Genomic DNA, 12,295 nt, shown 5'->3' with positions numbered 1-12,295 from the left:
TTTCGATCGGGGGGTAGAGGGTCATGCCGGCGCCGGCGTCGCCGCCCTGCAGGATGTCCAGGAACCTTTCGATGGTCTGCGAGAGCATCCCGGCCCGCTCGTCGAACTCGACGCCCATCGCCGCAAAGGCCGGCGGGTCGTCCCCGCTGCCGACCCCCAGCACCGCCCGGCCGCCGGAGATGGCGTCCAGCACGGCGAAGTCCTCGGCGAGCCGGTGGATGTTCTCGAGCGGCAGAGTGACGACCGACGGCCCGAACTCCAGGGTCCTCGTGCGCTCGGCGACGGCGGCAAACAACACCAGGGGAGAAGGCACCGCGGCGTAGCCGGACGAAAAGTGCCGGGAGGCGGTGAACAGGGATCGATACCCGAGCTCCTCGATGGCCTGAGCCAGGTCGATCATCTCGTGCAGGTCCTCGGCGGGCCCGCGGTTGTGCGGTTCGGCCGCGATGAATACGCCTATGTCCATGATTCCCATCGTATCCGCAGGCTGGAGGTTGCGCCCTAGGAGCTGAAGTTCTCCCAGTAGCGGGAGGGCGTGGGACCCCGCTGGCCCTGGTACTTGCTGCGCAGCTCGCCCGAGCCGTACCCGGACTCGGCCGGCGAGGACAGCTGGAAGAACGCAATCTGGCCGATCAGCATCTCGGGGTAGAGGGTGATCGGCAGGGTCGCCAGGTTCGACAGTTCCAGCGTCAGATGGCCCTTGAAGGAGGGGTCTATGAACCCGGCCGTCGAGTGGGTCACCAGACCCAGGCGCCCCAGCGAGGACTTGCCCTCCAGGCGCCCGGCGATGTCGTCGGGCAGCTCCACCCACTCCCGGGTGGAGCCGAGGACGAACTCGCCCGGGTGGAGCATGAACGGCTCGTCGGGGGCCACGGTCACCAGCTCGGTGAGGTCGTCCATCTGCTGGCGGACGTCGATCACCCGGTAGCGGTGGTTGTGGAAGACCCGGAACTGGTTGTCGATGCGGACGTCCAGCGAGGACGGCTGGACCCGGTTGAGATCGAAGGGGTCGATCTTGATTCTTCCGGCCTCGATCTGGGCGCGTATGTCTCGGTCGGAAAGGATCATGTTGGGCGGATTCTAACCGTAAGAGCCCCGGGGCGGACTTCGTGCCCCGGGGCTCTTAGGTAATATGGCTAGGCGAGTTTGCGGGTGTAGTTCAATGGTAGAACGGAAGCTTCCCAAGCTTCAGGCGGGGGTCCGATTCCCCTCACCCGCTCTTAAAACTTCACGCCGCCGGCGGCTCGACCACCGGCGCCGCCTTCGGCCGGTTCCTGAGCTTGAGGACGAACAGCCCGGCCAGTGCAATCAGGGCGAAGGGCGCCAGCCACCCGACCGCCACCACCAGGCCGCCGATCACCGACTGGAACCCGTCGACCGCGCTGTCCCATGCCTTGGTAAGCGGCTGGGGATTGCCCGATGCCGGAGCGCCCGGCTCGTAGATGCGCACCGACACCGTGGACAAAGCCGTCTGGTCCTTCAGATAGTTGAGCTGGCCCTGGATCTCCTCGATCCGCAGCTGTACCCCGGAGAGCTGGCTCTGGACCTGGATCATGTCGGAGATGTTCTCGGCCTGGTCCATCATGCGGAGGAAGAAGGCCTCCTCGGTCTTGGCCTGCTTGAGGCGCGCCTCGAGGTCGACGAACTCCTTGGACACGTCCTGCCCGCTCCGGTCCTCGGCGGTCACCTTGCCGAGGCCCTTGAGCCGTCCAACCGCCTCTTCGAACCGGTTCGAGGGAACCCGGATGGTGAGGGTGCCCGAGGCTAGCTTGCCGTCGGTTTCGCTGACCTGGGAGTTGGTGACGAACCCGCCGAACTGCTCGGCCAGCGAGCCGGCCCGTGCGAACTGCCGTTGGAACTGGTCCTTTTTGATCCGGACCTCCAGCGAGATGTTCTTGATGACCCGGCCCGAGCCTGCGATCGGACCGTCCGGGAGGTCCGGCAGGGGCGCCTGGGCGATCTTGGCGTCCGAGTCTGCTACCCCGAATGCCCCCGGGCCCCCGGGCCCGCCGCCTGAACCTCCCCCATCGCCGCGGCCGACGGCAGCTTCCGGAGCTTCGGGGGCGGCCGGCTTGGCGTCGTCGCCGCCGGACGACTCGGACACCGCGTTCCCGGAAACCGGCCCGGACAGATCCGTTGCCTCGTCACCGCCACCCATGCTGCATGAGGCCCCCAGAATCATCAGAACCACGAGTGCCAGCGCTGCGACCAGTCGTTTGCCCATTCTCCAGCTCCTTGATCTCGGCTCGCATCAGCCTTTTGGATTCATGACCCTTTGACGGACGAACCCCGGCCTAAAGTTCCCCGGGTTACACGCTGGGTTTGAAACTGCAAGTTAACGATGTTAAGTTTCTGCCGATAAGTAACTGCAGCAGAGTTCAGTCCCCGGACCGGAGTGTGGACTAACCACCCCCGCCCCCCGCGATCACTCCGGTCCGGTAAGACTGATCCAGGCTCGCCTTCCGCTTGAGCCGAATCCCTGACCACCACTCAGCGTGACCAGATTTCACAAATAGTGCTTATAGGTTTGAGCCAAGCTGCCGATATAGGTGGGGCAACAACATCTGATCCTGAACCGGGTCGGAGTGAGGTCATAACCGCCCCCGCCCCCCGCGGACCGCTGTAGCCCCGGCCCGGTTCAGGATCTTTTTCCTTTTAGCCCATGATCTGTTTGATGAGCCGGGCGACCCCCTCGACATCCACCGACCGCGGGTCCGTGGTGTCGACCTCGATCAGCGGCCCCTCCAGGTCGACCGCCCCCTCCTGAATGAGCTTTCCGGCCTCCGGCAGCAGCTGGGCGTCCAGGTGCCCGGGGTGGCGTAGCGGCTCATGCGCCCGGCGCTCAATCCGCTTCATCAGCACCTCTGGGGTGGCGAAGCACCTCACCCTGATCGCCCGGAACGGGCTCCGCGCCGCCAGGTCCCGAAAGACCGCGACCGCCTCGGGGCGAAAGTTGGCCTCCATGATGCACGACCTGCCCACGGCGACATGGCGCTCGGCGAGGTGGAACATCAGCCGGTAGGCGGCGTCGCTTAGGGCTCGGCTGCGCTCCCGGTCGCCCCACCCCAGGCTGTCGAACAGCACCTCCTTCAGGTCGTCCTTGGCGATCACCGGAAGCGAGAGCAACTCGGACAGCGGGCCGGCCACCGAGGACTTGCCGCCCCCGGAGGGGCCGCAGACGATGATCAACCAGGGGGCCATGGCGAGAATTCTTACAGGACGGAGACACACGAGGAGGGCCCGGGCGACTGCCCCAGGCCCTCCTCGGTGGAGCTGGTTCTACGCCGGCGCCATCTCGTCCGACAGATAAGGCTCCATCAGGATCCCCAGCTGCAGAGTCAACATCCGCATCCACGCCCGGCCCACCTTGGCGGTATCCGCCGGCTCACCCATCGTTCCGAAGACGTAGGCGCCTGCAGCGTCCACGCCGATCGTGTTGAGGGCGGTCATCACCCGCATCTGCACCCACCCCATCAGGGCGATGGTGAGGTCGGCGGGAATCACCACGTGTGGGTGGGTCCCCCCGCCCGGGACGTGGGCGTCGGCGACCTTCGACATGTAGTCGTGGAACTTGCCGTCCATCGGCTGGGTGGTGCTGCGGATCCACCACGCCTTGAGCGTCTTCTTGCGCTGGGCCAGGTGGGCGTCGGTGTCGAAGTACTTCGCCGACTCCGGCCTGGTCAGCAGGTAGTTGTAGGCCAGTGCGATCACCCCTCCGGCCGCCGGCTCGAGCAGCGGGCCGGTCTCCTTGAGGATCTTTCCCTCGATGGCCCCGAAACCGGCGAATTCGGCGTAGGGGTGGAACTCGGCGGCGCCCGAGTGGTTCATGGGCCCGGTCGGCTCCACCAGGTACGGTTCGACGAAGATGCACAGCTGCAGCATCATCAGGTTCATCCAGGCACCCCCGACCGCGGTCAGGGTGCTCTCGTCGCTGACCTCGGCCAGCGCTTCGAGGATCTTGCCCTCCACCCAGCCGACCAGCGCGATGAGCATCTGGGGCGGCAGCGCCATCGCCAGACCCGGGAAGGTCGCCCCTCCGCCCGGCAGGTGCGACGCATCCCGCAGATAGGCCGACATCGCGCCGTCGTACGGGCCCTGGCTCGTCACGGCGAGCCACTCCTTGATCTTCTTCACGTCGACCGGCGTAGGCACCGAGCGCATGAGGCTCGACATCTCGGGCCTCTCGGCGAGGTATCCCGCAATGCCGTTGGCAATCCCGTCGGCCAGGTAGGCGATGTCCTCGCCGGTGTCCATGACGGCCATCGCCTCGTACTCCCCGAACGCCGCAAAGTCTGCGAGCGGGTGGAACTCGGCCGTGACGTTGGAGCCCACCGGCATCAGCAGCGGGGTGAGGTTCAACGTCAATCCTTCGAACTCTTCGTCTTCTCTGCGCATTGCCATGGGTTTCGTCCCCTTTCAAGCCCCGAATAGGGCGTTTAACCACTAAGGCGGTTCGAACTTCGGCCTCGCTCCAACCGGCGGGCCGTTCGGAGGTTGTCTATGTTTACGAGGTTAAGTAGCGGCGGTTACGCATCGGTTAGGGACGTGTGAATTGCAGGGAAAGCCGCCGTTACTTCCCCGTGACCGGCCTGTTACTCAAGATTCAGAGCTTCGTTGCGCTTGCGGCAGGCGGTTGGACCGGCCCCGGTTCGGGTAACCGAGAGTCGTGCCCGCAAAATTTGGATACCACGCGTCCCACGAGCAGTTCGCCCCGTCGCGGCTCCTCGAGCTGGCCGTCCGGGCGGAGGGCGCCGGCTTCCAGGCGGTCCAGTCTTCGGACCACATCGAGCCGTGGGGCGCCTCTCAGGGCGAGTCCGGTTTTGCATTCGCGTGGCTGGGGGCCGCCATGCACGCCACCAAACTTCCCTTTGCCCTGGTGAACGCGCCCGGGGACCGGTACCACCCGGCGATCGTCGCCCAGGCCATCGCAACACTCGAGGAGATGTTCCCCGGCCGCTTTTCGGTCTGCCTCGGCTCGGGCGAGGCGATGAACGAGCACATCACGGGCCGGGAGTGGCCCCCCAAATCCGTCCGCAACGAGCGCCTGGGCGAGTGCGTCTCGGTGATCCGCCGGTTGCTCGCCGGGGAGCGGGTCACCCACGACGGCCTGGTCACCGTGCACGAGGCGAAGGTCTGGTCGCTGCCGGCCAAGCCTCCCCCTCTCTACGCCGCAGCCCTCTCCGTGGAAACCGCGCGGTGGGCGGGAACCTGGGCCGACGGCTTGATCACCGTGAACCAGCCGGAGGACAGGCTCAAGGAGATCATCGGCGCCTTCCGGGAGGCCGCCGGCGACAAACCCCTTCTGCTTCAGGTCCACGTCTGCTGGGCCGAAGACGAGGACGCGGCCGAGAAGATGGCGCTGGAGGCTTGGAAGGGAAACATGCTCCCCGGCCCCCTGGCACAGGACATCCGCCTGGCCGAACACTTCGACATGGCCGCCAACTTCATCCGGGCCGAGGACGTGGGCAAAACCGTCGACATCTCGTCCGACGCGGCGTGGCACGCCGAGAACCTCCAGCGTTACGCCGACCTCGGCTTCTCGACCATCAACATCCACCAGGTGGGCAAAAACCAGGAGGAGTTCATCGACTTCTTCGGCGACAAGGTCCTGCCGCAGATAGGAGGCAGCCGATGAACTCGGGCACCAGGCTGGACAGCGGGGACCTGTGGTGGAAGAACGCGGTCCTCTACGAGTTGGACGTCGAGACCTACATGGACGGCAACGGCGACGGAATCGGCGACTTCCTGGGCTTGATCCAAAGGCTCGACCACCTCCAGGCCCTCGGTGTCACCTGCCTGTGGATGATGCCGTTCTTCCCCACCCCGAACCTGGACGACGGGTACGACATCTCCGACTACTACACGATCGACCCCCGGTACGGCACGCTCGGGGACTTTGTCGCCTTTATCCATGCCGCCGACGAGCGGGGCATCCGGGTGATCATCGACCTGGTCGTCAACCACACCTCCAACGAGCATGCCTGGTTCAAGGACGCGTGCTGCAGCAAGGACTCCCCCTACCGGGACTGGTACGTCTGGTCCGACGAGCCGATCAAGGAGGCCGAGGCGCTCATCTTCCCGGGCGTCCAGACCCGCAACTGGACCCAGGACTCCCAGACCGGCCAGTACTACTTCCACCGGTTCCACGAATTCCAGCCGGACCTGAACCTCGCCAACCCGGCGGTCCGCGAGGAGATCATGCAGATCATGCGGTTCTGGCTCCAGCTCGGGGTGGCCGGGTTCCGGTTCGACGCCGCGCCGTTCATGATCGAGACCGTCGGGGTCCACGGGGGCGTGAACGAGCCGCACCACGAGTGGCTGGAGGAGTTCTGCCTGTTCGTGAAGCGCCGGCGCGGGGATGCCGTCCTGTTGGGCGAAGCCAACCTGCCGCCCAACGAGATCGCCGAGTACTTCGGCGGCGGACATGAACTGCACCTGCTGTTCAACTTCATGCAGAACAGCGCCCTGATGGCGAGCGTGGCGACGGGCGATGCCAAGCCGCTCTACGACTACTTCTCGGCGCTCCCCGAGGTTCCCGAGCTCTGCGGCTGGGTGAACTTCGCGCGCCTGCACGACGAGCTGAATCTCGACACCCTGGACGACAAGATGAAGGAGAAGGTGTTCGACATCCTGGCCCCGGACGAGAGCATGCGGATCTACGACCGGGGCATACGGCGGCGGCTGGCTCCGATCTTCGGGGGGGATCGCAAGCGCCTGGAGCTGCTCTACAGCCTGACCTTTTCAACCCCGGGCATGGCGATGCTCTACTACGGCGACGAGATCGGCATGGGCGACAACCCCGAGCTGGAAGAGCGCATGCCCGCCCGCACGCCGATGCAGTGGACCGCGTCGGACACCGGAGGCTTCTCCGACGCCGAGCCTTTCAAACTGGTGCGGCCGGTGGCGGTGGAGCCGTTCGGGCCGAAGCAGGCGAACGTGCGGGACCAGCAGCACGACCCGAACTCGCTGCTGCACTGGATGCGCCGCCTGGTACAGACACGCAAGCAGAGTGCTGCGGTCGGCTACGGCCGGGTCAAGGTAATGAAGACCGGTTACGACGACGTTCTCGCCCACCGGTTCGAGTGGGAAACCAACCTGGTCCTGGCGGTCCACAACCTGTCGGACAAGTCCCGCAACGTCAACCTGCGCAAGCTGGCCGGAAAGGACGCCGAGTACCTGCAGGTGGAGCTGGCCGACTCCAGCAGCGGTCCCGGTGACGAGATCTCCGACCGCAACGTCCGGATCCCCGGCTACGGCTACCGCTGGATCCGCGGCTTCACCCGCACGACCGACACCCCGCTCCCCTAACCGTCCCCCTGCCCCCGGCCTCCCAGGCGGGCGGCAATCTCCCCGTGCCCCCCGGCTCGGGCGAAGTCGGCAGCAGTCTGGCCGTCGGCGGCGGGTAGTCGCGGATCGGCATCGGCTCTCAGCAGCAGGTCGACCAGCTTGGTATTCCCGCTCTTGGCCGCGGCGTGGAGAGCCGTGAAGCCCCCCTCCTGCTGCGCGTTGACGTCCGCCCCCATCGCCAGAAGGATTTCGGCCATCATCGGGTCGGGGCCGGCGACCGCGCTGTGGATCGGCCTCACCCGGCTCAGGTTGCGGGCCTCGGCGTTGACGTCCGCCCCGGCGAGTACCAGCAGGTTCGCCGGCAGGCGGCGGCCGAAGAATGCAGCGAAGTGCAGGGCGGTGAACCCGTCGGCCGAGAAGGCTCTGATGGCGTCGGAGTCCTCCTTTAGGGCAAGCTCCAGCTTGCCGGGGTCCCCGACGGCTGCGGCCTCGAACACGTCCAGCCACCCCTTGGCCTCGGCGATCACCGCGACGTTGCGCTCCTGGCCCCGGTACAGCGCCAGCATCAGAGCCGAGACCCCGCTCTCGTCCCGCTCGTCGGCTATTCGCCGGTCGGATGCGAGCAACCGGTCCACCGCTTCGTCGTCTCCCTCCAGCACCGCTTCAACCAGCTGGCCCATCCGCTTTCTCCTGTCTCGACAATGATAGGTAGCCTACCTATACTTTTGCCCGTGGGCAACGGGGATCTGGAATTGGCCGACGCGCTGCACAGCGCCGCTATCCGCCTGCTACGAAGCGTCCGGCACGTCGACCAGGGCTCCGGACTTTCGCCCGCCCGCCTGTCCGCCCTTTCGGTCCTGGTCTTCGCGGGGCCGCTGACGGTCGGGAGGCTGGCCGCAGCGGAGGGTGTGAGGTCGCCCACCATGACCGGAATCGTAAACGGCCTGGTGGCTGACGGACTCGTCGACCGGCGGGCGGCGACCACCGACAACAGGTCGGTCGAGGTGCTCGTCACCACCAAGGGCCGCCGGCTGTTCAACGCAGCACGAAAGCGGCGGGTGGACGCGGTGGCGGATCTGCTGGAACCGCTGTCCGGTGAAGACCGGGAGCGTCTGGGGGAGGCCGTCGGGGTGCTCGCCCGGGCGCTGGAGGCTCGCCCTCCCGGAACCTGAAGGCTCTGCTTTTTAGTCTTTTCGAGTTCGTGGAAAAATGGATTCTCGATGAACGACGCCGACTACCCACAACCGAACGAACCGCTTCTGGTCATCCAAACACTGGACGCCCCGCGCAGTTTCCGCCTGGTCGGCGAGATGGATCTCTCCAACTGCTGCTGGGCCGGCGCGGCGCTCGACGGGCAGTCGACCGGCCCCGGCGACCTGACGTTGGACCTTGAACTCCTCGAGTTCCTCGACGAACCGGGTAGGCGAACTCTGGCCCGTCTGGCATCCAAGCTCGGGGACGGCGGCCGGCTGGTCCTGGTGAATCCCAACGATTCGGTCGAACGGGTTCTCATATCGGGCGCCTTCGAGCCGGTTCCCAACCTGGTCATCGAGCACACGACGGACCGGGCTGCAGCTTCTTCCGAGGGACCGGTACTCCAGCAGGAGACCGGCATCAAGGCCCACATGTGGGGAGTGCTGGGCCTCGCACAGTCGCTGATGCCCATGGCCGACGAGGTGAGCTTCACCGTCCGCGAGGGGGACCGGCTGACAACTCCGGTTGCGACCGGAGCCGACGCATTTGAGTGCGACAGAGTTCAGTACGAGCTGAACGACGGCCCGTGCGTCAGGGCAGCGCAGCACGGCAGCGCCGAGCTCATCGAACTGACCGAAGGCGACGGGCACCTGCGCCCGTTTCTGGAGACGGCGAAGGACCGGGGGATCAGGGCGGTGCTTTCGATTCCGGTTTTAGCCGAGCCTTCCCAGCCGGCCGGCGCCTTGAACCTCTACTCCCGGGCGCCGGGTGCCTTCCCGGCCCCGGAGGCGCCCAAAGCCCGGGTGCTGGCGATTCGAGCAGCGCAGATCTTCAACTCCGCGTCGCAGTAAGGGTCGCTCTACAGGCTCCGGGCCAGGTTCGCGAACTTCGTGTAGTGCGCCAGGAACGCCAGGTCGATCTTTCCGATGGGACCGCTGCGGTGCTTGGCCACGATGACCTCGGCGATTCCCTTCTGCGGTGAGTCGGGGTTGTAGACCTCGTCCCGGTAGATGAACATCACGATGTCGGCGTCCTGCTCAATGGATCCCGAGTCCCTGAGGTCGGCCAGCATCGGGCGCTTGTCCGTACGGTGCTCGACGTTTCGTGACAGCTGGGATACCGCGATCACCGGCAGCTCCAGCTCGCGGGCCAGGATCTTCAGCGACCGGGAGATGTCCCCGATCTCCTGCACCCGGTTGTCGCCCCGGGTCCGGGTGGTCGGCTGCATGAGCTGCAGGTAGTCGACGATCACCAGGCCGAGGCCGTGTTTGGCCTTCAGGCGCCGGCACTTGGCCCGCATCTCCATGATCGAGACGCTGGCCGTGTCGTCGATGTAGATAGGCGCCTCGGCCAGCCGTCCCAGGGCGTGGGAGAGCTTCGGCCAGTCCGAGTCCTGCAGCTGGCCCCGGCGCAGCCGGTTGGAGTCGACCCGGGCCTCGGCGCACATCAGGCGCTGGGTGAGCTCCATCTTGCTCATCTCGAGCGAGAAGATCACGACCGGGGTGTTCTGCTCGACCGCCACGTGCTGGGCCATCGAGACGGCCAGCGCCGACTTGCCCATGGCGGGACGAGCGGCGATCACGATCAGGTTGGACGGCTGGAAGCCGGCGGTGATGTTGTCCAGCTCGGTGAAGCCGGTGGGCAGCCCGGTGATGGCCGAGCCCCGCTCGTAGAGCTTCTCGACCACCTCCATGTTCTCGGTCAGAAGCTCCCGAAGCGGCTGGAAGTCCTGGTTGTCCCGGCGCTGGCTGACCTTGTAGATCAGGTCCTCGGAGAAGTCGATGGCGCCCTCGACGTCCTCAGGCACCCCGTACGCCATCTCGGAGATGTTGTGGGCGGCGTCGATCAGCCGGCGCAGCAGGGCGTTCTCCTCGACGATCCGGGCGTAGTGGACCGCAGAGCTGGCGGTGGGCACGGTCTGGACCAGCGTGAAGATGTACGACTTGCCGCCGAGCGACTCGAGTGTCCCTCGCCGGCGGAGCTCCTCGGCGAGCGTGACCGCGTCGATGGGGTCCCCGCGACCGTACAGCTCGAGCATGGCGTTGAACATCTCGTTGTGGGCCGGCTTGTAGAAGTCGTCCGCCCGGACGACCTCCAGCACGTTGGCCACCGCCTCCCGGGAGAGCAGGCAGGCGCCGAGCACCGACTCCTCGGCCTCGAGGTTGTACGGCGGAACGTGCCCCGGGAAGTCGGAGCCGGCGCCCGCCTTGTTGGGCTGGCTGCTTAGACGTATGGCCATTAGTAGTTACCGAACATTTGTTCGATAATCATATGACCTAAGGGTGACTTTTCGCGAGATTCCAAAGGCCCCAATCCCCAGCTATCCAGGCTCGTTGTCCACAACTCGTCGACGTTATTCAACAGGATGCTCACAACCTTTCGTCGTATTTATCCACAACATCTTGGGTATGCGAGGGTTCTCATCGCAATATGTTGGGGAGGGACGCAGAATACACGCAGGGTTCAGGGCGTGGTCAAGAGGGGATTCGCCAGTGCGCGAAACAACTTTTTGCTTGACGAACGGTGCGGCGCATGCCGTCTCGGAGTGTAGGGAAAACCTCGGGTGGGCGCGCCGAAAAGGCGCCCGCCAAGGCGGTGTTATTGAGTTTGCGGCTTAGGCTTCGGCGTCGAAGGCGGGCGCTGCTCCGTCCGCCTGGACGTCGATGTTGCCCTCGGCAGTGACGTCGGCGTGAAGGTGCACCTTGTACACGTGCGTCCCGACCGACTTGATGGGGTCGGGAAGGATCACCTTGCGGCGGTCGATCTCCTCGCCCAGCTGGGCGGTCAGCATCTCTGCGATGTCCGAGGTGGTGACCGATCCGAACAGCTGGCCTTCGGCCCCTGCGGTTGCCTTGGTGACCAGGCGAACCCCGCTGATGCGGCCGGCGAGCGCCGTCCACTGGGCGCGGTCCTTGGCCTCCTGTGCCGCCCGGGCGCGCTGCATGGTCTCGGCCTGCTTCAACGCCCCCTTGGAGGCTTTGAAGGCGCAGCTCTTGGGCAGCAGGTAGTTGCGTGCGTAGCCGTCCTTGACCTCGACGACGTCGCCCTTGTGCCCCAGGTTGCTCATGTCCTGCATGAGGATGACCTTCATCGGACCACGTACGGCAGCAAAGCCACCTCTCGGGCATTTTTGATGGCCGAAGCCACCTCATGCTGGTGACGGACACAGGTCCCCGTCACGCGGCGGGCGCGGATCTTGCCCCGGTCGGACACGAACTTGCGAATTGTCGCGACATCTTTGAAGTCGATGTAGGTGATTTTCTCCTTGCAGAAGTAACAAACCTTCTTCCGCTGCGGCCTACCGCCCTTCTTGTCGCCTTTAGCTCCCTTGGAATCGGAGTTTGAGCTCCGGGAGTCTCTACGCCCCAGTTGGTACCTCCTCATCAATCTCGCCCGGTGCACCCTGCGACTGCTGCCAGTCGCCGGGGCCTCCACGGGTAGTCTTCGTTATGGATGCTGTGGCCCAACGCAGGGAAGGCCCAATCTCGTCGGCCACGATGTAGATCTTCGATCGCTTCTCGCCGCCGTCGTTCTCCCAGCGATCCTGCTGGAGACGGCCGGTCACGATCACCCTGCTCCCCACCGACAGGGACTCGGCAACGTTCTCGCCGAGCTCCCGCCATGCGGTTACGTCAAAAAAGTCTGTCTGCTCAACCTTGTCGCCGTTGCGGTTGTTGTAGGAACGGTTGACCGCCATACCGAACTTGACGACTGCTGCACCCGAGGGCGTGTACCTCAGCTCCGGCTCTCTGGTCAGATTCCCGACCACCGTCACGTAATTCGACACCGCACACCTCCTGAAGGGATGACCCTT

General features: G+C 65.6%; 14 protein-coding genes and 1 tRNA gene. 5 read left to right on the top strand and 10 right to left on the bottom strand.

Annotated elements, in window-relative coordinates; all coding sequences use genetic code 11:
- Window positions 1–466: LLM class flavin-dependent oxidoreductase (locus VFV09_11470; GenBank protein HEU4868335.1), on the bottom strand; the 466-nt coding region annotated here is incomplete at its 3' end.
- A 35-nt stretch (window positions 467–501) separates the two neighbouring features.
- Window positions 502–1,068 (bottom strand): dCTP deaminase, encoded by a 567-nt coding sequence (gene dcd / locus VFV09_11465; GenBank protein HEU4868334.1) that lies wholly within the window; start codon window positions 1,066–1,068, stop codon window positions 502–504.
- Window positions 1,069–1,148: 80 nt separating this feature from the next.
- On the opposite strand from dcd, the gene VFV09_11460 reads away from it, so the two are divergent.
- Window positions 1,149–1,219, top strand: a tRNA-Gly gene (locus tag VFV09_11460).
- A gap of 9 nt (window positions 1,220–1,228) precedes the next feature.
- On the opposite strand, the gene VFV09_11455 is transcribed toward VFV09_11460, so the two are convergent.
- From VFV09_11455 to VFV09_11445, 3 genes are all read right to left on the bottom strand, one after another.
- Window positions 1,229–2,224 carry a DUF4349 domain-containing protein gene (locus VFV09_11455; GenBank protein ID HEU4868333.1) on the bottom strand — a complete coding sequence of 332 codons (996 nt, stop codon included), beginning with the start codon at window positions 2,222–2,224 and terminating at the stop codon, window positions 1,229–1,231.
- 431 nt (window positions 2,225–2,655) lie between these two features.
- On the bottom strand, window positions 2,656–3,201 hold the full coding sequence (locus VFV09_11450; GenBank protein HEU4868332.1) for an ATP-binding protein: 546 nt from the start codon (window positions 3,199–3,201) through the stop codon (window positions 2,656–2,658).
- A 78-nt stretch (window positions 3,202–3,279) separates the two neighbouring features.
- Window positions 3,280–4,401: a protoglobin family protein gene (locus VFV09_11445; GenBank protein HEU4868331.1), complete on the bottom strand. Its 1,122-nt coding sequence runs from the start codon at window positions 4,399–4,401 to the stop codon at window positions 3,280–3,282.
- Between the two features lie 265 nt (window positions 4,402–4,666).
- Here VFV09_11445 and VFV09_11440 point away from each other — a divergent pair, with 265 nt between their 5' ends.
- Together VFV09_11440 and VFV09_11435 are read left to right on the top strand one after the other, a co-directional pair.
- Window positions 4,667–5,635: a TIGR03885 family FMN-dependent LLM class oxidoreductase gene (locus VFV09_11440; protein ID HEU4868330.1), complete on the top strand. Its 969-nt coding sequence runs from the start codon at window positions 4,667–4,669 to the stop codon at window positions 5,633–5,635.
- Complete coding sequence (locus tag VFV09_11435; GenBank protein ID HEU4868329.1) at window positions 5,632–7,308, top strand: alpha-amylase family protein; 1,677 nt, start codon at window positions 5,632–5,634, stop codon at window positions 7,306–7,308. Before VFV09_11440 ends, VFV09_11435 begins: the two co-directional genes overlap by 4 nt.
- Here VFV09_11435 and VFV09_11430 read toward each other — a convergent pair.
- The gene (locus VFV09_11430) at window positions 7,305–7,967 is read right to left on the bottom strand and encodes an ankyrin repeat domain-containing protein (protein HEU4868328.1); all 663 of its coding nucleotides are present in this window, start codon (window positions 7,965–7,967) and stop codon (window positions 7,305–7,307) included. The genes VFV09_11435 and VFV09_11430 overlap by 4 nt on opposite strands.
- A 51-nt stretch (window positions 7,968–8,018) precedes the next feature.
- On the opposite strand from VFV09_11430, the gene VFV09_11425 reads away from it, so the two are divergent.
- Together VFV09_11425 and VFV09_11420 are read left to right on the top strand one after the other, a co-directional pair.
- Window positions 8,019–8,459 (top strand): MarR family transcriptional regulator, encoded by a 441-nt coding sequence (locus VFV09_11425; protein HEU4868327.1) that lies wholly within the window; start codon window positions 8,019–8,021, stop codon window positions 8,457–8,459.
- A gap of 48 nt (window positions 8,460–8,507) precedes the next feature.
- Window positions 8,508–9,332 (top strand): GAF domain-containing protein, encoded by an 825-nt coding sequence (locus tag VFV09_11420; GenBank protein ID HEU4868326.1) that lies wholly within the window; start codon window positions 8,508–8,510, stop codon window positions 9,330–9,332.
- A gap of 8 nt (window positions 9,333–9,340) precedes the next feature.
- On the opposite strand, the gene dnaB is transcribed toward VFV09_11420, so the two are convergent.
- The 4 genes from dnaB to ssb all read right to left on the bottom strand — a co-directional run bounded on the left by dnaB (window position 9,341) and on the right by ssb (window position 12,268).
- Window positions 9,341–10,720 (bottom strand): replicative DNA helicase, encoded by a 1,380-nt coding sequence (gene dnaB, locus VFV09_11415; GenBank protein HEU4868325.1) that lies wholly within the window; start codon window positions 10,718–10,720, stop codon window positions 9,341–9,343.
- 375 nt (window positions 10,721–11,095) lie between these two features.
- The gene (gene rplI / locus VFV09_11410; protein ID HEU4868324.1) at window positions 11,096–11,572 is read right to left on the bottom strand and encodes a 50S ribosomal protein L9; all 477 of its coding nucleotides are present in this window, start codon (window positions 11,570–11,572) and stop codon (window positions 11,096–11,098) included.
- The gene (gene rpsR, locus VFV09_11405) at window positions 11,569–11,865 is read right to left on the bottom strand and encodes a 30S ribosomal protein S18 (GenBank protein ID HEU4868323.1); all 297 of its coding nucleotides are present in this window, start codon (window positions 11,863–11,865) and stop codon (window positions 11,569–11,571) included. Before rpsR ends, rplI begins: the two co-directional genes overlap by 4 nt.
- A complete protein-coding gene (ssb, locus tag VFV09_11400; protein HEU4868322.1) occupies window positions 11,840–12,268 on the bottom strand; it encodes a single-stranded DNA-binding protein in 429 nt (142 codons plus the stop codon). The genes rpsR and ssb overlap by 26 nt, the downstream gene beginning before the upstream one ends.
- Between the last annotated feature and the right edge of the window lie 27 nt (window positions 12,269–12,295).

The sequence above is a fragment of the Actinomycetota bacterium genome, from assembly GCA_035759705.1.
Classification (GTDB): Bacteria; Actinomycetota; CADDZG01; order JAHWKV01; family JAHWKV01; genus JAJCYE01.
The sequence above is the reverse complement of the archived record's forward strand: the minus strand, read 5'-3'. Positions and strand labels throughout refer to the sequence as shown.